Raw genomic sequence first — 18,397 nt, 5'->3', positions numbered from 1 at the left:
TAGATTATTAATTTGTAATTCGGAATAAAGCTACAAAAGTCAAAAGTCCTACTTTTGACTTTTAACTTCTTCAACTGCCTCCGCCGAAGACTTCAACATTAGCAAATACACAAACGGGTGAACCGTGTCCTACCCAAATGGCTTGATTAGGTTCTCCTTTACCGCAGTAAGGAGTGCCGTACATTTCCCAGCTATCAGCATTTCCGACTTTGATTAAACTGCGCCAAAATTCTGGGGTTGTAGCGCGATAGTTGGGGTTGCGGAGAGTTTTGGTGAGTTTGCCATTTTCAATTAATTTGGCATATTCGCAACCAAACTGGAATTTATAACGGCGATCATCTATTGACCAAGACCGATTTGATTCCATGTAAACGCCATGTTCTATACTGCTAATGATTTCATCGAAAGTGGCATTACCTGGTTCTAAGTTTAAGTTAGCCATACGATCAATTGCTGGTCGATTCCACGAACAAGCACGGGCGCAAGCAACTCCAGGGACTCCAGATCTAGCTTGACTTTCTAAACTACCTAAACCCCGTTGTAGTACGCCTTCTTTAATCAAATATTCTCGTGTGGCTACTGCACCAGTATCATCAAAAGCGTAGCTGGCATACTCACCTGGTACGGTGGGGTCAAAGGTAATGTTCATCAGTGGTGAACCGTAGACTCGCTGACCAAAATCTTCGGTTGTGATAAAACTACCGCCCGCATAGTTACGCTCATCACCTAAAATTCGGTCAATTTCTAAAGGATGTCCGACGCTTTCATGAATTTGCAGCATCATTTGGTCTGGGGCTAAGACTAAGTTAGTGCGTGTATTTGGGCATTCATCTGCTGTTAATAGTTCTACAGCTTGTTCTCCTACTTGTCGCACTCGTTGCCATAAATTTTCTTGTCTTAAAAGTTCCCATCCTCCTTGATAACAGTGTGCTTGCCAACCGTTGTTGGTGCGTTGCTGAACAACTGCTCCGTCTTGGGCGATCGCTCCATAATGAGTTCCCAAGGAGATAAACTTTTGGTATACTTCTGAGCCGTTGCTGCTGACAAACCAACTTTCTCGCTCATTAGTACTGATGCTGGCTGTGGTTTGTACAATTTGGTCATTAACTTTCAGCGTGTGGCACATCCGCACCAGCAAGTCATTAATTTCTCCAGGACTCAGTGCATCTAATGGTTCCAAAAATGGTGAGTTGTATTCACCGACAACTTTTGGACGTTCAGTTTCTTTAAACGGATATATCCACCATTCACTAGAGAAGAGTGCTTGTTTATAAGCTATTTGGGCAGCAGATTTCAGAGATGCTAGTTCTAAAGAGTTGGTAGCGGCATAACCTAGACAGCCGTTAACTAAAACTTCGATCATGGCTCCCTCGGTGGTAGCTTTACCGTTAGTTTGGGGTATACCATCGCGTACATAACGGTTCGAGGCTGTTTCTTTGACTGCTCTGATACCAATCCAATCAGCAGGGATATTAAAGTTAGCGATCGCTTTTGTTAGTTCAGACCACATAATAATTTTAGATGCAAATTTAATGAATTTATTATTGACAATTTGGTTGATTTATGAAATACATCTTTAGTTTACTTGTTTAGCTACTTTTAGATTAGCAATCAACTAACCAGCAATTAGACAAATTCTGTAATATCCTCTGCTTTTGTGACCAGCCTAAAAAATTTTAGTTTTTTACCAAACCTGGTTGTATTTGATACTAATTCCTATTCTTTAGTTTTTACCCTAATCGAAGTAAATTATCAGACCTGAGCTACTTTTTCAAGACTGTTCTCACCACCATTCCTAAAAGTTGGATTTAGTGCAATAATCCAGAAGCCGTACATTAATAAAGAAAGCAGTAACTTAAACGAAATCTCGCTTAGAGTAAATGTTATGAAAGCATAACATTGCTGCCTATGTTGAGTTTTCTTGAGAAGAGTTGAGTTAAAAAAAGGCTTTTGTAGTTGAGTTTTTTTTAGATAAAAACTGCAATAGAAGTTTTACAAAAGCCTATGGATAAAATTAATTTTTGTGCCAGCGCGTACCTTCAGAACTATCAATTAAAGTAATACCTTTGGCTTGTAATTCATTACGAATGCGGTCTGCTTCGGCAAAGTTTCTCGCTTTTCTAGCAGCTTGTCGTTGTTGAATCAAATCTTCAATTTCAGTATCACTTAAACCATCATTTGCAGGGGTAGTATCTTCAATTTCGGCTGTTAAACCTAAAACTTCTGCCAAAGTTACAAGAGTTTGCCATTGTTTTTTGAGTTCATCGGCTGGTGTTGTAGTTTTGCCTTCATGGACGAGGATATGTCCTTCGCGGCGTAATTCTTTGGCTAATTCAAACAAAACTGTTACCCCACCAGGGAAATTAAAGTCATCGTTGACAGATGCTTTAAAGCGTTCGATGTATTGAGTGCTGAGTGCTGAGGAGCCAGTGCGTTGCGGAGGTTCCCTCCGTTGTAGCAACTGGCGTTGCTGAGTGCTGAGTGTTTCTTCCCAACCCAGTTGTTTACCGTATTGATAGCCAAACAGCAAACCTTCTTTTAGGGTGTGCCAGCCGTTAGTAGCAGCAGCGATCGCATCATCGGTAAAATCAAGAGGTTTGCGATATTGCGCCATCAGTACAAACAAGCGTAATGCCATTGGGTCAACACCACGATCAAGTAAGTCGCGGATGGTGGTAAAGTTGCCCAAAGACTTGGACATTTTCTCACCGTCCACTTTTACCATGCCGTTGTGCAGCCAGTAATTTGCTAAAGGTTTACCTGTAACGGCTTCTGATTGGGCAATTTCATTTTCGTGGTGGGGGAAAATTAAGTCAGCACCACCAGCATGAATATCTATTGTTTCACCTAAGCGATCGCGCACCATCGCCGAGCATTCAATGTGCCATCCCGGACGACCAGCACCCCAAGGTGATTCCCAAGCGGGTTCTCCGGGTTTAGCAGCTTTCCACAAAGCAAAGTCAAAGGGGTCTTTTTTCTTTTGATATTCTGGGTCTTCTATATTAACGCGATCGCTCGCCCCAGCCTGCATATCTTCTAACCTGCGACCAGAAAGCTTACCATACTCAGCAAACTGCCGCACAGCATAGTAAACATCACCATCAGCAGGGTAAGCAAAACCTTTGTTTTCCAGTTCATGAATTAATCGCTGAATCCCGTTCATTGTATGTGTCGCGCGGGGATATTCATCAGCTTCTTTAATTCCCAGCCGTGCCATGTCTTCAAAATATGCTTTGATAAAGCGTTCAGCTACAGCCTCCATTGATGAGTGTTCTTGTCGTGCGCGATTGAGAATTTTGTCATCAACATCAGTAAAATTCTGCACATAGCGCACTTCATAACCGATAAACTGGAGATAGCGGCGCACGACATCCCAAACGATGCAAGCTCTAGCATGACCCAAATGGCAGTAGTCATAAACCGTCACGCCGCAGTAATACATCTTAACCTTGCCTGGTTCGACTGTTTCAAACGGTTCTTGACGACGGGTAAGGGTATTGTAAACAGTTAGGGTCATAACAGAGTAATGCGGCAATAGAGGGATACGCAATAATAGGGTAAAACAGCTGGTGAGTTTATCCAGCATCCCTATGCTAGTGTTTTCTGGACTATCTGCGCTACCTTTTGTAAATCTGAATTTCCCAGTGGTAGCAACCGCAACTTAGAGAAGTTTTCTATTTTTTGATTTGTTTGATAACAGCGCTATGCAAACAGCAGTGAATTCTGAATCTCAACCAATGGATGCGCCTAAACAAGGTTTACCAGTAACAATTATTACTGGATTTCTTGGTAGCGGCAAAACGACTTTACTAAATCATATTCTCACAAACCAGCAGGGTTTAAAAACCGCTGTTTTAGTGAATGAATTTGGTGAAATTGGCATTGACAACGAGTTAATTATCTCTACCGATGAAAACAATAATATGGTGGAGCTAAGTAACGGTTGTATCTGCTGCACAATCAATAATGATTTAGTTGATGCCGTTTACAAAGTATTAGAACGGGAAGAAAAGCTAGATTATCTCGTGGTAGAAACTACTGGACTAGCAGATCCGTTACCAGTAGCCTTAACATTTTTAGGTACAGAATTGCGGGATTTAACCCGTTTAGATTCGATTATCACTGTTGTAGACGCAGCTAACTACAGCTTAGATTTATTTAACTCTCAAGCAGCTTACAGCCAGATTGCCTACGGTGATATCATTCTGTTGAATAAAACAGATTTGGTTGATGAAGCTACATTGAGCCAGTTAGAACGCAAAATCAACGAAGTCAAAGAAGGTGCGAGAATTTTGCGTACCCAGCGATCGCAAGTACCACTCGCTTTAATTCTCAGTGTAGGATTGTTTGAGTCTGACAAATATTTTGACACTGTTGATGAGCATGACCATCATGACCATGACCATTCAACCTGCGGTCACGACCACGACCACGACCACGACCATTCAACCTGTGGTCACGACCATGACCACGACCATCATCACCACCATCATTCCGACCATCTAGAAAATGATGGCTTTACCTCTATATCCTTTCAAAGCGACAAGCCGTTTTCTATCAGGAAATTCCAGTATTTCCTAGATAACCAGCTACCAACAAGCATTTTCCGCGCCAAGGGTGTGATGTGGTTTGATGAAAGTCCCAAGCGGCACATTTTCCACCTATGCGGTAAACGCTTCACCTTAGATGATGACGAGTGGAAAGGTGAACCCAAAAACCAGCTTGTGCTAATTGGTCAAAATCTAGACCGTGAAACTTTAATGGCGCAATTAGAAAACTGTGTTTGTTTACCTTCTGTAAGTCGCGGTAAAGGCTTTGGGAAATGAAGTATGAAGTGTGAAGTATAAAGTATGAAATATTTATTTTCATAATTCATACTTCAGACTTCATACTTTTATGCGCGTTATCATCCAGCGAGTGAAATCATCTCAAGTAACAGTTAACGGTGAAACTGTAGGCAAAATTGAACGAGGATTAAACTTACTCGTAGGTATTGCCGATACAGACACAGATGCAGAACTCGACTGGATGGCGCGTAAATGCCTAGAATTACGGCTGTTTCCCGATGAAGAAGGTGGAGACAGATGGCAAAAATCTGTGCAAGAAATCAACGGTGAATTGTTGGTAGTCAGCCAATTCACTCTTTACGGCGACTGTCGCAAAGGTCGCCGTCCTTCTTTTGACCGTTCTGCATCCCCTCAAACCGCAGAAGATTTATACAACAGCTTTGTTAACAAGTTACGTGCTAGTGGTTTGCGTGTAGAAACAGGTAAATTTGGCGCAATGATGCAAGTCTCCATCGAAAATGACGGCCCTGTAACTTTATTCTTGGAAAGGTAACTTGGTCAATGGTCAACAGTCAAAAGACAGAAGCCAGAAGAACAAAATTTCAGACTTCAGACTTCAGACTTCAGACTTCATAGACTACTGAGTTCTAAATAATGAGAGAATATTAAATCAATGATCACAAAACTTTAAATTCTCTCATCATGGCAAAAATCCAATTTTCTAGAGGCATTGACGAAGACGTAGTACCAGATGTACGTTTGACGCGATCACGCAGTGGTGATACTGGTACAGCAACGTTTATTTTTACAAATCCTAAAGCCTTAGATCAAGGTAGCACGGAAGATGTCACTGGCATGTATATGCTTGACGAGGAAGGCGAAATCATCACCCGCGAAGTCAAGGCTAGATTCGTCAACGGTAGACCCGAAGCATTAGAAGCAGTTTATATTATGAAATCTCCTGACGAGTGGGATCGCTTTATGCGCTTCATGGAAAGATATGCTGAACAAAACGATTTGGGATTCAGCAAATCTTAAGCAGTCAACTGAAGTATGAAGTATGAAGTATGAAGTATGAAATGAACTACATACTTAAGTTAGGCGAATTGGAACAAGGATAGTTGCCTTGATTTGAAAAATATATTTTTTTAATCCTTGAGCCTTCATACTTCATCTTTTTTTAGTCAGATAAACGATAATTTTTGAATATTACAGTTCTAAATCTTAGATACCAAACCAAAATCGAAAATTTAAAATCGGATGACGCAACAACCCCATCCAAATACAGAAAAAATAACTATAACTTGTGCTGTAGTTACAGTCAGCGATACACGCACTCCAGAAACAGACAAAAGTGGTCAACTTATCCAACAATTACTGTTAGCTGCTAATCATATTGTTCCAGCCTACGTAATTATCAAAGATGAGCCAGCGCAGATTCAAGAACAGATAGAATCGCTGGGTAAAAGTACTAATTTAGATGCAGTGATTTTCAATGGTGGTACAGGTATTGCACCAAGAGATACTACTTATGATGCTATTGAAAAATTATTAGAAAAAACTCTACCGGGATTTGGAGAGATATTTAGATTTTTAAGTTATCAAGAAATTGGTTCCCGTGCGATCGCTTCTCGCGCCGTCGCAGGTGTTTATCAAAATAAATTAATCTTCTCTCTCCCTGGTTCTAGTAATGCTGTGCGGTTAGGTATGGAAAAACTGATATTACCTGAACTAACTCATTTAGTAAGTCAGATGCGGAAATAGGGACTGATATCAATTTTGGCTTTAATCGGATTCCTGACGGCCGAAGTAAGCATGAAGAATGTGAAAAGCTTCTTAAGTTTTTTAGGCGATCGCTTGGGAGACAAACCCATTAAAATTACTGTGAAAGCTGGTGATAAAGAAGTCAACATAGAAGCTAAAAGCCGACAAGAGCTACTAGAAAGTGAGAGAGTAGCAAAAGACTTATTAGCAGCAATGGGCGATCGCAGCAATGGCTAAGAAGATAGCACTACTAATTGGAGTCAGTGAGTATGGTGAAGGTATCCCTTCCCTCTCAGCATCACTCAATAATGTGGAAGCTATGAAGCGAGTTTTGCAAAACCCAAACCTGGGAGGTTTTGAGCAAGTTGAACGGCTGCTGAATCCCGATGCGATCGCTATGCGAACGGTAATTGAAAAGCTGTTCCTAAAGTAACAAAAGCGGTATTAACCATCAAGATTAACAAACCCAAAAGAAAACCAGAAATCTGGTGTGGGCGATGGAGTTGGAAGGGATGAGAAAATCCCACCTGTCGAGAAGGAAGTTGCTTGATGCTGGAGGGAGAAGATTGATTGTCCGCCTCACCCTCCAGCATTACCATCTAAAATGTGGTTACAGCAATAGCTAACCAGAAACCCTCAGCACGTTGTGGGTCAGGTAAGTAAAAGAATCTGGATAAATACTCACACTCTTGTAAAAGACCTATACCTATCAGCTATTCCCCACTCCCTAAGAAAGTTAAGATTCTATTAGGTAAGAATAAAAATTTCTTAAATTTTTTACGGCGGTAATGCTGAAAACACTATGTACGATGTCCTTGATTCCCGTTCTGTCTTAGAAGTATTGCGGCCTGTGCAAGACCCAGAACTCCGCAAGAGTCTGGTAGAACTGAATATGATTCGCAACGTTAACATTGACGGCGGCAAGGTGAGCTTCACTTTGGTTTTAACTACACCCGCTTGTCCCTTACGTGAATTTATTGTCGAAGATTGTGAAAAAGCTGTGAAAAAACTACCTGGTGTTACGGAAGTCAAGGTAGAAGTCACAGCAGAAACGCCCCAGCAAAAAAGTTTACCCGATCGCAATGGTGTTCCTGGTGTCAAAAATATTTTGGCGGTTTCCAGTGGCAAAGGTGGTGTCGGTAAAAGTACGGTAGCGGTGAATGTGGCTGTGGCTTTGGCTCAAACAGGTGCAAAAGTCGGCTTGCTAGATGCTGATATCTACGGCCCCAACGATCCCACCATGCTGGGACTAGGTGATGCTCAAATTACCGTCCGTTCTACAGACAAAGGTGAAGTTTTAGAGCCTGCATTTAATCACGGTGTCAAATTAGTCTCAATGGGCTTTTTGATTGATAAAGATCAGCCCGTGATTTGGCGGGGGCCAATGCTCAATGGTGTAATTCGCCAGTTTCTTTATCAAGTGGAATGGGGAGAACTAGACTATTTAATTGTCGATATGCCGCCCGGAACTGGTGATGCCCAGTTAACTTTAGCCCAAGCCGTACCAATGGCTGGAGCCGTAATTGTCACGACACCACAAACAGTCGCTTTATTAGATGCTCGCAAAGGATTACGGATGTTCCAGCAAATGAACGTCCCAGTTTTGGGAATAGTAGAAAACATGAGCTACTTTATTCCTCCAGATATGCCAGACAAACAGTACGATATTTTTGGTTCTGGTGGTGGTTCTAAAACTGCCACAGAATTGGGAGTTCCTTTATTAGGCTGCGTACCCTTAGAGATTTCTACTAGAGTTGGTGGTGACAGTGGTGTGCCGATTGTCGTAGCCCAACCAGATTCAGCTTCTGCCAAAGCATTAAAAGCGATCGCCCTAGCCATTGCTGGTAAAGTATCAGTTGTTGCATTGACGGCATAAATTTTAATTTTTGTCTGATTCCTGGGCAACCGCCTAGGAATTCAGATTATGAATAGAGAATTTAGAAGTTAGAATTCAGAAGTCAGAATTTCTCATAGTTTAAGTATGAGGCATTCTATAATGTAAAACTATTTTGTTTTGAGCAATAAACTCAAAGGTTTGTCAACTCAATTACTCATCCAATCTCCGAAAATTCCTGATAAATTCTGACTTTTGTCTCCTAAAGTCTTGCTTACTCAGTAAATTTAACTCTCCAAATTAAATTCTAAAACCGCACAATGTTGTTAAAACGTTCGCTCCCCAAAGTTCGCTGGAAGTATTGGGTTAAGCCTTGGCAGCAAGTAGATTGGTTATTATTTTGTTTACCTGTTGCTGTCAGTATTTTTGGCGGCCTGATGATTCTGAGTACAGAACTCAAACAACCTGTTACGGACTGGTGGTGGCATTGGTTAGTAGCTGGTATCGGTGTTTTCATCGCGTTGTTTTTAGCTCGTATCCGCTACGAAAATCTACTTCAGTGGCATTGGATTACATACGGTCTTACTAACCTTAGTTTGATTGCGGTAATGCTGGCTGGTACTAGTGCCAAAGGCGCACAGCGGTGGATTAGCGTCGCTGGTTTTAATGTCCAACCTTCAGAATTTGCCAAAATTGGGATAATTATCACTTTAGCTGCTTTATTACATAAGCGGACAGCTGCTTCCTTAGATAATGTTTTCCGGGCTTTGGCAATTACAGCTGTTCCTTGGGGGTTAGTCTTTTTGCAACCAGATTTGGCTACATCGTTGGTATTTGGGGCGATTGTTATAGGAATGCTGTATTGGGCTAATGCCAATCCTGGCTGGCTAATCTTGATGATTTCTCCTGTAATTTCTGCCATTCTGTTTAGTATCTACTGGCCTTTATCCGAGCCAATCACCTTATTTAAAGAAATAGCTTTAGGGCCTTTGGGAATTATTTGGTCATTTGTAATGGCAATTGTGGGCTGGCAAACACTGCCTTGGCGGCGATTCGGTTTTGGTGCAATTGGTGCGTGGATTCTTAATATCCTAGGTGGTGAACTAGGGGTTTTTGCTTGGAACCATGTCTTAAAAGAGTATCAAAAAGACCGTCTTACCGTCTTTATTAACCCTGATCATGATCCCCTTGGTGCAGGCTATCACCTGATTCAATCGCGGATTGCTATTGGTGCAGGTGAAATTTGGGGATGGGGTTTGTTTAAAGGGCCGATGACCCAACTCAATTTCGTACCCGAACAGCATACAGACTTTATTTTCTCAGCGGTGGGTGAAGAATTTGGTTTTGTGGGTTGTTTAGTAGTACTGTTGGTCTTTTGTTTAATTTGCTTTCGTCTATTGCATGTGGCGCAAACAGCCAAAGATAACTTTGGTTCTTTGTTGGCTATTGGCGTGTTGTCGATGATTGTGTTTCAGTTAATTGTGAATGTTGGTATGACTGTTGGTTTAGCACCTGTAGCCGGAATTCCACTGCCTTGGATGAGCTACGGACGTTCTGCTATGCTGACTAATTTCATAGCTTTAGGAATAGTAGAATCGGTGGCAAATTTCCGACAACGGCAGAAGTATTATTTATGAGTCAATAATCAATAGTCAATAGTCAATTAGGATAAAAACTATGGACTATGAACTCTCAACTATTGACTTTGGACTCTGAACTATTGACTATTGACAAGTATGTAAATCAGCGAGGGTAAAAAGATGATTCTGCCTGGAGCAACTGTTCGTGTCAAAAATCCCGCAGATACCTACTATCGCTATGAAGGACTCGTACAACGGGTAAGTGATGGTAAGGTAGCTGTATTGTTTGAAGGTGGCAATTGGGATAAGCTAATTACCTTTCGCCTGTCAGAGTTGGAACCTGTAGACACAACCGCAGGACGTAAAAAAGCAAAATAAGCTTTTAGTCAATAGTCAATAGTCAAAAAGCTGTGGACTATTGACTTTTCACTCAGCACTCAGCACTCAGCATTACCATGCGTCTTCCTCTACCACAATTTGCAACAAGCGATCGCCACCCTAACCACATTGCGGAGGTGATTGAAACTAATACTACTGAATTTCTGGCACAGTGCTTGGAACCAGAAGACTTGAGTTTTCCAGCTATGCCACCTTTTGGTAGTTGGGTTTGTGCTGTAGATGAAGAGTCGGGCAATCAAGTGTATGCTGTGGTGTCTTATGCCACAACTATGCCCATAGATTCTATACATCGGGCGGTGGCGCTGGGGTTGTCATTGCAGGATTTACGCGAGGAACAACCCCAGATATTTGCCATGCTGAAAACTGAATTTCGGGCGGCGATTGTTGGTTTTGCACCACCTTCCCAGAATTCCCCAGAAATCTCCAGAATATATCAGTATCTACCACCCCGTCCGCCACAAATTCATCAAGCGGTTTATCGCTGTGAAGCGGAAGCAATTATTAAATTTACTGAAGAACTAGATTTTTTACGGACATTATTGTCTGTAAACGGTGCGCCAGTTGAGTCTTTAACCGCAGCAGCCATTCGGGATGTTTACCAGTTACGCAAAGCTGACAGAGAATGGCTTGTCAAAGCTGGACGAATGCTGAGTGTGCTGTTGAAAGACGATTACGATCGCTTACGTTTTATTTTGAGTCAAATCCACCCCTAGGTAGTTCTGTTCTTAACAATTACCTAAGTAGTTTAAGATAAAGTGTTTTGTTATCTTTCAGGGTGGCTTTTATAATGATTGATTTTGATTGAGCGATCGCCTAAGTGCGATCGTTACTTTACCGTCGCCCTTTTAAGTCCTACCTATGGAACCAGTATTACAAGTTCTGGCTCTAGAACCAACTTCTCAAGTTCTTGGTCAGGAACCAGTAGTTCCCTTGGCAATTTTGCTGCTGGTTATTTTAGTTATACCCATACTGTTTGAGCGCCTCAGACTACCGGGGTTAGTTGGTTTGGTATTTTCTGGAGTTGTACTTGGCCCATCAGGCTGGCATTTATTTCAATTTGATTCGCCAATAATTAATCTAATATCTAATATTGGCTTAGTTTATTTGATGTTTTTAGTAGGTTTAGAACAGGACTTTGGGCATTTACACCAGAGTCAAAAACGTTCTTGGGTATTTGCTGGCTTCACCTTCTTGTTACCTTTGCTCACAGGAATCTTAGTAGCGAGGATTTTTAACTTTGCTGGGTATACATCTATATTAATAGGCAGCTTATTTACTTCCTACACCCTTTTGGCATATCCCATTATTAGTCGTTTGGGAGTGATTAACAATCAAGCCATTAGCGCTACTATTGGAGCAACGATATTTACTGATATTTGTGCTGTTTTGATATTAGCGGTTTGTGTATCTAGCCCACAAGCAGAAGTATTTAGTTTATCGAGTCTACTCACATCGTTAGGTCGGTTAATCATTTACGCAACAGCTATTTTGGTAGGGTTTGATTGGGCTGGACAAGAATTTTTCCGCCGTTGTGGAGACGATGAAGGTAATAAATTTTTATTTGTATTGCTATCTGTATTTCTCGCAATTTTCAGCGCTCCATTCATCGGAATTGCCAAAATTGTCGGAGCTTTTTTAGCAGGTTTAGCAGTGAATAGAGTAGTAGGCGCAGGCCCAACAAAAGAAAAGTTGGTATTTGTTGGCAGTGTCCTGTTTATTCCCGTTTTTTTTGTTAACCTGGGTTTGCTGATTGATTTACCGGCTTGGGGCAGAAGCATTACAACTTTACAGTTAATGCTGTTATTCATTGTTAGTTTAATTGTTAGTAAATTTCTAGCAGCTTTGTTAGCAAAACTTTGTTATCGCTACAACTGGCAAGAAATGTTAACTATGTGGTCTATATCATTACCCCAAGTAAGTACGACCTTAGCTGCTACTTTTGTAGGGTATCGTGCTAACTTGCTATCAATAGATGTATTTCATAGTGTTGTGGCGTTGATGCTGATTACATCAACTTTAGGGCCGTTGCTCACCAATCGCCTGGCTGTAGCTTTAACGCCCATACTAGAACCAGTAACTGTAAATTCACCTGACCAACCAACAGCAGAAAAACATAGTACTTTTACTATAGTTGTACCGATATATAATCCTCATACGCAGCAATACTTAATTGAAATGGCGGCATTATTAGCCCGTCACGAAAAAAGCAAAATTATCCCGTTAAATATTGCCACTGCTGCATCTCGTATGGATGCACCACAGTTAGAAGCATCTCTGCAACGAAGTGAGAGATTACTGGCAAAAGCTACAGAACAAAGTCTTAGCTTGGGAATAGATACAGTACCACTGTTGCGGATTGATAATGCCTTTGCATCGGGAATTAGTAGGGCGGCACGAGAGCAAAAAGCTAGTTTAATTGTAATGGGTTGGGGTAAACGTACTGGTTGGCGATCGCGTTTATTTGGCAATGTAATTGATAGTGTACTTTGGGCATCCCATTGTTCTGTGGCGGTAACACGTCTAGTGGAATCACCCCATAAAATTCAGCGCATTTTAGTCCCATTAGAAAATTTTACTTCATCTGCATTGCCTGCTGTCAAGTTCGCCCAAATGCTGGCAGAAGCAAATCAAGCCCAAGTTACAGTTTTAAATGTGTGCGATCGCCGCATTAGTTCTAGTAAAATTGCCGCTAGGCGATCGCAACTCTCGGTTTTGGTATCAAAATTTGCTGTGCCAAATCACCCAGAAGTTCAAGTTATTGCTCATGAAAATGTTGCCCAAGCAATTTTGCAGGCAGCACGATTATATGACTTGGTGGTATTACCTTTTATACGTAATCGCACTATTCCTGGTGGCTTGGTTATAAGCGATTTCACCACTCAAGTAGCAAGGCAACTTACCTGCTCTATTGTCATGTTGAGAGAAGCACAACATCCTCAAATCATCACCATACCTACAAATATTGCTAATCCTACTTCTGTTGTCTAAGTAATTTCCTAGGCTGACAATTCTAGAGATGAAAATTTGCAACTTCAGATAGATCAATGAGTTAGAACTGATTATGATTTAGGTTTTACAGGAAACTTGATTTTGTTGAAGATTTCATGAATTCTAGGTGAAAAACGCTCAAGGCTTCAGTGATGTTTGCTATTTTGCTAGATGAATTGTCCAGCAACTAAGTGTTAATGTAACAAAATTGCATACACAACAGATTAGTCAAACCGAAAATACGTTACTAATTAGCTCTGTTCGCCCTGCATTTTTGTATCTCGGCTGGGTACTCTAAAAACAAGCTAAACAGCCACTACTAAATATCTGTAAATATCGGGAAAACTATGAGAATTTTGGTGACGGGCGGCGCTGGGTTTATTGGTTCCCATCTTATCGACCGATTAATACCCCAAGGGCATGAAGTAATATGCTTAGATAATTTTTATACGGGTACTAAACGTAATATCCTCAAATGGATGGGGCATCCAAACTTTGAGTTGATCCGCCACGACATTACTGAACCAATTCGTTTAGAAGTCGATCAAATCTACCACTTAGCTTGTCCAGCTTCTCCAGTACATTACCAGTACAACCCAGTTAAAACCGTTAAAACTAACGTGATGGGAACGCTGAATATGCTGGGTTTAGCGAAGCGTGTAAAAGCAAGACTTTTGTTAGCTTCAACTAGTGAAGTTTACGGTGATCCGGAAGTTCATCCCCAAACAGAAGACTACAGAGGTAACGTTAATCCCATTGGACTACGTTCATGTTACGACGAAGGCAAAAGAATTGCTGAAACTTTGGCATTTGATTACTATAGACAAAATAAAGTTGAAGTTCGGGTTGCTCGGATATTTAACACCTACGGCCCACGGATGTTAGAAAACGATGGTCGGGTAGTGAGCAACTTGGTCGTCCAAGCATTACGGGGTATTCCCTTAACTGTATACGGTGAAGGTACACAAACACGTAGTTTCTGCTACGTATCAGACTTAGTAGAAGGTCTGATGCGGTTGATGAACTGTGAATTTACTGGGCCGATTAATTTAGGTAATCCTGATGAATACACCATTTTAGAATTGGCGCAAGCTGTGCAGAATTTGGTGAATCCAGATGCCGAAATTAAATTTGAGCCACTACCTTCTGACGATCCTCGCCGTCGTCGCCCTGATATTACAAGAGCAAAAACTTGGTTAAATTGGGAACCTACCATTCCTCTGCAAGAGGGGTTAAAACTGACAGTAGAGGATTTCCGCGATCGCCTAAAAAGCGATACCTAGGATGGAAGCTTCATAGCAGTGGCTAAAGCTGCTCTGAATCAGAGTACAGGCTAGATTATATTGGTAGCTCGTACTTGCATGGCTGGTTAATCGACGGTGTGTAGATGTATTATTGACAACTTCTTTTAGAAGAATAACCCCAAGAAAGCGAGGAGTTTAAAATGCGTGTTTGCGTCATTGGTACTGGTTACGTTGGTTTAGTTACAGGTGCTTGCTTGGCTCACATTGGGCATGATGTAGTTTGCATAGACAATAACGAAGAAAAAGTCAAACTCATGAAGTCTGGGCAGTCGCCGATTTTCGAGCCTGGCTTGTCGGAAATTATGCAGTCTGCCATTCAATCTGGCAATATTCAATTTTCTTCAGATCTCGCTGCTGGCGTTGCCCACGGTGAGATTCTCTTTATTGCTGTAGGTACGCCACCTCTACCCAATGGTGAAAGTGATACCCGTTATGTAGAAGCTGTAGCTCGCGGCATCGGAGCTAATCTTAATGGTGGCTATAAAGTCATTGTCAACAAATCTACAGTACCCATTGGTTCTGGTGACTGGGTGCGAATGATTGTTTTAGATGGAATTGCTGAACGTCAAAAAGAACTTGTACCAGCAGGTGGCGTGCCTAGTGATGACAAATTGCCAGAACTAACTGCACATTTTGATGTTGTCAGCAACCCAGAGTTTTTGCGCGAAGGTTCAGCAGTATACGACACCTTTAACCCTGATCGCATTGTACTAGGCGGCAATAGTTCTAGAGCGATCGCGATGATGCAAGAACTTTATGCCCCAATTGTTGAGCGCAAGTTTGCAGCTGACCCATCTTTAGCACCTGTACCTGTACTGGTTACAGACCTCAGTTCCGCAGAGATGATCAAATACGCTGCTAATGCTTTCTTGGCTACCAAGATTAGTTTTATTAACGAAGTTGCTAACATCTGCGATCGCGTCGGTGCTGACGTTACTCAAGTAGCTAAAGGCATTGGTTTAGACTCCCGTATTGGTAACAAATTCTTGCAAGCAGGGATTGGTTGGGGTGGTTCCTGCTTCCCCAAAGACGTTTCAGCCTTAATTCACACCGCTGACGACTATGGTTATGAAGCTCAATTACTCAAATCAGCCGTTAGTGTTAACGAACGCCAGCGTTTGATCGCTTTGGAAAAACTTCAGCAAGTTCTCAAAATCCTCAAAGGTAAAACTGTTGGACTACTCGGTTTGACCTTCAAACCAGATACCGACGACTTGCGCGATGCACCTGCACTCAACTTAATTGAGCAACTCAACCGCTTAGGCGCTAAAGTTAAAGCTTACGACCCAATTATTTCTCAAACAGGTATGCGTCATGGTCTTTCTGGTGTCTTAGTCGAAACTGATGCGGAAAGACTAGCTGATGGTTGTGATGCTTTAGTACTCGTAACCGAATGGCAACAATTCAGCCAATTGGACTATTCCAACATGGCAAAATTAATGAACAACCCTGTGATTATCGATGGTCGTAACTTCCTCGACCCTGAAACAATGGTGAGAGCAGGTTTCCAATACGTTGGTATCGGAAGATAGATTTTTATAGCAAGGAACAGGGAATAGGGAACGGGGAACAAGCTGGAAAGTTTCTGAATGTTCAGTTCTAATTTATCTGGAAACTGCTATAGTCCTTGTTGTTTCAACAAAACAGACGCGATTAATTGCGTCTGTTTTGCTGTGAATCAGGAAATTAGTTAAAAGTTGTAACCAATGCCGAAGAGTAAACCAACATCAGTCTGATCCAAAAAAGCAGCATTGACAGTACCGTTAAGTGTAAAGCGATCGCCTAAAGGCACATCTACACCACCAGTTAACAACAATCCAACATCTGCATCGTCGCTAGTTTCAATAGCTACACCAGCACCAACAAAAGGAGATACAGGAAAGCGCTGTTCACCTGTAGGATTAACTGAACGTGGGGCAAAATCGAAAGTTACAGGTACTAGAACTACAGTATCGTTACCAAACACTGCGGAAGGACGTACAGATATATAATTAGTTAAACCAACTTTGCTAATTACCGCTATGTTTCCTTCGCTTAAAGCGGAGTCTCCACCCAAACCGATGTTACCAGCAACTCCAAGATAACTAGAACCGCCACGGGTAGATCTACCAGGATTAATATCGCTAGTTGTAGTTCCAGGGGTAGTTTGATTATTGTCTGTTGGTTGTTGGCTAACATTCAAGTTAGGTGGAATCAAGACTTCGTTAATAACGTGAATTACACCATTACTAGCTTGCACGTTTGGTTGAATAACTTGAGCATCATTGACAGCGATTTGATTATTAGCGCTATTCACCTTGATATTTACAGGTTGATCCTCAGCAGTTTTTAGTTCTCCAGCTGTGAGTTGACTAGTAGTTAATGAACCAGGAACGACGTGATATCTGAGAATTTTCACCAACAGTTCTCTGTTTTCTGGCTGTTGTAGCTGTTCTACAGTACCAGCAGGTAATGCTGCAAATGCCTGATCTGTCGGAGCAAATACTGTATAAGGGCCTGGTTGTTGCAGAGTATCAGCTAAACCTGCTGTCTTTAGTAAAGTAGTTAAGGTGGTAAAAGAATTATTAGAGGCAGCGATGGAAACGATATCATTACCAGTTTGAGTGCTGCCAGTTTGAGTATTACCAGTATTTCCTGCCACTACATAGTTAGCAGCAGTAACATTACTGGCCAAAGGTTGCGCCTGTCCTTGTCTGACTAAGGCTTGATATAACAATCCTGCGGCTTCAGCACGAGTTAAAGGCACTTGGGGATTAAGTTGTTTGACATCTGGATAGTTGACAACAACGTTAGCTTGGGTTGCCGCAGCTACATTGTTGACTGCATAGTCAGGAATGGCGGTAGCATCTGTGTAGTAAGTGTTGAGAATATCTGACGCATTGCCACTAGTATTTAAATTTAAACCACTCGACAAAGCTGCGATCGCCTGAACTTTCGGAATTTGCAGATTTGGCCGAAACACATTGCCAGGATATCCCGTCATAAATCCTGTCTCATAGGCTTCTTGAATCGCAGAAGCCGCCCAATAGCCAGCAGGTACATCTGTAAATCCACCTGAACTGATTTGCCGAACTGGATTTTGATTAAAAGCTTTTTGAATCATCGTCGCAAATTCGGCACGAGTCACAGCTTGGTTAGGTCTAAACGAACCATCAGGAAATCCAGAAATGACATTTCTGGCCGCCAATGCTTGAATAAATGGAGTTGCCCAGTAATCTGAACCAACATCAGAAAAGTTACTAGCAGCAGTTGGGGAGGTTGTGGTAGATGGAGTTGTTTGAGCCGAAACTACTATTGGACTAATTGTAGCTGTTGTTACTCCTAAAACAAGCAAAGTTGTATGTGCTAATGACCAACCAAAGAAACTACCCATGAAAATTTCCTCCAGAACAAAGTAGAAATATTGACAATCAAAATATTTCACGATACGGCAATTTATACCCCTAGCAAAAACCACACATTAATGAGTTCATTTCAAGTGGCATTTAGTAGTGGAAAGCTCATCTATGTACATAGACTGATATCGCTACTTTTTTTTAGTAATTCAGTAATATTCCTGCTGTATCACATCTAGTAATATTAGAAGTAGAAAAACAGTGGCATATCTCTATTTAATCTTTTCAAAAATTACCCAATTTCAACAACTAACTAAAAGGTTACATTTTTTCAATAATTTTTCTTACTTTAGATAGTTGTCTATTTACTTAAATTTGCTAAAAATCAGCCTAAATTAGCAATTCA

At 41.4% G+C, this 18,397-nt stretch carries 16 protein-coding genes; 13 read left to right on the top strand and 3 right to left on the bottom strand.

All coding sequences use genetic code 11. The features are described from left to right. Positions 1 to 70: 70 nt before the first annotated feature. Together ACMX3D_RS24865 and cysS are read right to left on the bottom strand one after the other, a co-directional pair. Complete coding sequence (locus ACMX3D_RS24865) at positions 71 to 1,510, bottom strand: TldD/PmbA family protein (protein ID WP_482748467.1); 1,440 nt, start codon at positions 1,508 to 1,510, stop codon at positions 71 to 73. 504 nt (positions 1,511 to 2,014) lie between these two features. Beyond that, positions 2,015 to 3,517: a cysteine--tRNA ligase gene (cysS, locus tag ACMX3D_RS24860; protein ID WP_482748466.1), complete on the bottom strand. Its 1,503-nt coding sequence runs from the start codon at positions 3,515 to 3,517 to the stop codon at positions 2,015 to 2,017. Positions 3,518 to 3,704: 187 nt separating this feature from the next. On the opposite strand from cysS, the gene ACMX3D_RS24855 reads away from it, so the two are divergent. From ACMX3D_RS24855 to ACMX3D_RS24795, 13 genes are all read left to right on the top strand, one after another. Then, positions 3,705 to 4,826, top strand: coding sequence for a CobW family GTP-binding protein (locus ACMX3D_RS24855; RefSeq protein ID WP_482748465.1), 1,122 nt, complete (start codon positions 3,705 to 3,707; stop codon positions 4,824 to 4,826). Positions 4,827 to 4,896: 70 nt separating this feature from the next. Continuing rightward, a complete protein-coding gene (gene dtd / locus ACMX3D_RS24850) occupies positions 4,897 to 5,340 on the top strand; it encodes a D-aminoacyl-tRNA deacylase (protein WP_482748464.1) in 444 nt (147 codons plus the stop codon). 149 nt (positions 5,341 to 5,489) lie between these two features. Next, positions 5,490 to 5,825: a photosystem II reaction center protein Psb28 gene (gene psb28, locus ACMX3D_RS24845; RefSeq protein WP_482748463.1), complete on the top strand. Its 336-nt coding sequence runs from the start codon at positions 5,490 to 5,492 to the stop codon at positions 5,823 to 5,825. A gap of 222 nt (positions 5,826 to 6,047) precedes the next feature. Next, the gene (locus ACMX3D_RS24840) at positions 6,048 to 6,551 is read left to right on the top strand and encodes a MogA/MoaB family molybdenum cofactor biosynthesis protein (protein ID WP_482748462.1); all 504 of its coding nucleotides are present in this window, start codon (positions 6,048 to 6,050) and stop codon (positions 6,549 to 6,551) included. Between the two features lie 51 nt (positions 6,552 to 6,602). After that, positions 6,603 to 6,788 carry a hypothetical protein gene (locus ACMX3D_RS24835; protein ID WP_482748461.1) on the top strand — a complete coding sequence of 62 codons (186 nt, stop codon included), beginning with the start codon at positions 6,603 to 6,605 and terminating at the stop codon, positions 6,786 to 6,788. Then, on the top strand, positions 6,781 to 6,984 hold the full coding sequence (locus ACMX3D_RS24830; RefSeq protein WP_482748460.1) for a caspase family protein: 204 nt from the start codon (positions 6,781 to 6,783) through the stop codon (positions 6,982 to 6,984). The genes ACMX3D_RS24835 and ACMX3D_RS24830 overlap by 8 nt, the downstream gene beginning before the upstream one ends. A gap of 369 nt (positions 6,985 to 7,353) precedes the next feature. Continuing rightward, positions 7,354 to 8,427 (top strand): Mrp/NBP35 family ATP-binding protein, encoded by a 1,074-nt coding sequence (locus tag ACMX3D_RS24825; protein ID WP_482748459.1) that lies wholly within the window; start codon positions 7,354 to 7,356, stop codon positions 8,425 to 8,427. A 278-nt stretch (positions 8,428 to 8,705) separates the two neighbouring features. Further along, on the top strand, positions 8,706 to 10,022 hold the full coding sequence (gene rodA, locus ACMX3D_RS24820; protein WP_482748458.1) for a rod shape-determining protein RodA: 1,317 nt from the start codon (positions 8,706 to 8,708) through the stop codon (positions 10,020 to 10,022). Positions 10,023 to 10,145: 123 nt separating this feature from the next. Next, positions 10,146 to 10,343, top strand: coding sequence for an NAD(P)H dehydrogenase subunit NdhS (locus ACMX3D_RS24815; protein ID WP_190591931.1), 198 nt, complete (start codon positions 10,146 to 10,148; stop codon positions 10,341 to 10,343). 77 nt (positions 10,344 to 10,420) lie between these two features. After that, on the top strand, positions 10,421 to 11,077 hold the full coding sequence (locus tag ACMX3D_RS24810; RefSeq protein ID WP_482748457.1) for an HAS-barrel domain-containing protein: 657 nt from the start codon (positions 10,421 to 10,423) through the stop codon (positions 11,075 to 11,077). Between the two features lie 145 nt (positions 11,078 to 11,222). Beyond that, positions 11,223 to 13,352: a cation:proton antiporter domain-containing protein gene (locus ACMX3D_RS24805; protein ID WP_482748456.1), complete on the top strand. Its 2,130-nt coding sequence runs from the start codon at positions 11,223 to 11,225 to the stop codon at positions 13,350 to 13,352. 347 nt (positions 13,353 to 13,699) lie between these two features. Then, positions 13,700 to 14,635 (top strand): UDP-glucuronic acid decarboxylase family protein, encoded by a 936-nt coding sequence (locus ACMX3D_RS24800; protein ID WP_482748455.1) that lies wholly within the window; start codon positions 13,700 to 13,702, stop codon positions 14,633 to 14,635. 161 nt (positions 14,636 to 14,796) lie between these two features. Next, a complete protein-coding gene (locus ACMX3D_RS24795; protein ID WP_482748454.1) occupies positions 14,797 to 16,188 on the top strand; it encodes a UDP-glucose dehydrogenase family protein in 1,392 nt (463 codons plus the stop codon). A 158-nt stretch (positions 16,189 to 16,346) separates the two neighbouring features. Here the strand turns inward: ACMX3D_RS24795 and ACMX3D_RS24790 are convergent, their stop codons facing one another. Beyond that, complete coding sequence (locus tag ACMX3D_RS24790) at positions 16,347 to 18,029, bottom strand: fasciclin domain-containing protein (protein ID WP_482748453.1); 1,683 nt, start codon at positions 18,027 to 18,029, stop codon at positions 16,347 to 16,349. Positions 18,030 to 18,397: the final 368 nt, after the last annotated feature.

The sequence above is a fragment of the Anabaena sp. TISTR 8404 genome, assembly GCF_056847745.1.
Note: the sequence above shows the minus strand (reverse complement) of the source record. Positions and strands in the feature narration are given on the sequence as shown.

Coding starts and splice junctions, on each gene's coding strand:
- ACMX3D_RS24835 (WP_482748461.1), top strand. CDS start 6,603: ATGAAGAATGTGAAAAGCTTCTTAAGTTTTTTAGGCGATCGCTTGGGA.
- psb28 (WP_482748463.1), top strand. CDS start 5,490: ATGGCAAAAATCCAATTTTCTAGAGGCATTGACGAAGACGTAGTACCA.
- ACMX3D_RS24840 (WP_482748462.1), top strand. CDS start 6,048: ATGACGCAACAACCCCATCCAAATACAGAAAAAATAACTATAACTTGT.
- ACMX3D_RS24810 (WP_482748457.1), top strand. CDS start 10,421: ATGCGTCTTCCTCTACCACAATTTGCAACAAGCGATCGCCACCCTAAC.
- ACMX3D_RS24815 (WP_190591931.1), top strand. CDS start 10,146: ATGATTCTGCCTGGAGCAACTGTTCGTGTCAAAAATCCCGCAGATACC.
- ACMX3D_RS24825 (WP_482748459.1), top strand. CDS start 7,354: ATGTACGATGTCCTTGATTCCCGTTCTGTCTTAGAAGTATTGCGGCCT.
- ACMX3D_RS24790 (WP_482748453.1), bottom strand. CDS start 18,029: ATGGGTAGTTTCTTTGGTTGGTCATTAGCACATACAACTTTGCTTGTT.
- ACMX3D_RS24805 (WP_482748456.1), top strand. CDS start 11,223: ATGGAACCAGTATTACAAGTTCTGGCTCTAGAACCAACTTCTCAAGTT.
- dtd (WP_482748464.1), top strand. CDS start 4,897: ATGCGCGTTATCATCCAGCGAGTGAAATCATCTCAAGTAACAGTTAAC.
- ACMX3D_RS24795 (WP_482748454.1), top strand. CDS start 14,797: ATGCGTGTTTGCGTCATTGGTACTGGTTACGTTGGTTTAGTTACAGGT.
- ACMX3D_RS24865 (WP_482748467.1), bottom strand. CDS start 1,510: ATGTGGTCTGAACTAACAAAAGCGATCGCTAACTTTAATATCCCTGCT.
- cysS (WP_482748466.1), bottom strand. CDS start 3,517: ATGACCCTAACTGTTTACAATACCCTTACCCGTCGTCAAGAACCGTTT.
- ACMX3D_RS24800 (WP_482748455.1), top strand. CDS start 13,700: ATGAGAATTTTGGTGACGGGCGGCGCTGGGTTTATTGGTTCCCATCTT.
- rodA (WP_482748458.1), top strand. CDS start 8,706: ATGTTGTTAAAACGTTCGCTCCCCAAAGTTCGCTGGAAGTATTGGGTT.
- ACMX3D_RS24855 (WP_482748465.1), top strand. CDS start 3,705: ATGCAAACAGCAGTGAATTCTGAATCTCAACCAATGGATGCGCCTAAA.
- ACMX3D_RS24830 (WP_482748460.1), top strand. CDS start 6,781: ATGGCTAAGAAGATAGCACTACTAATTGGAGTCAGTGAGTATGGTGAA.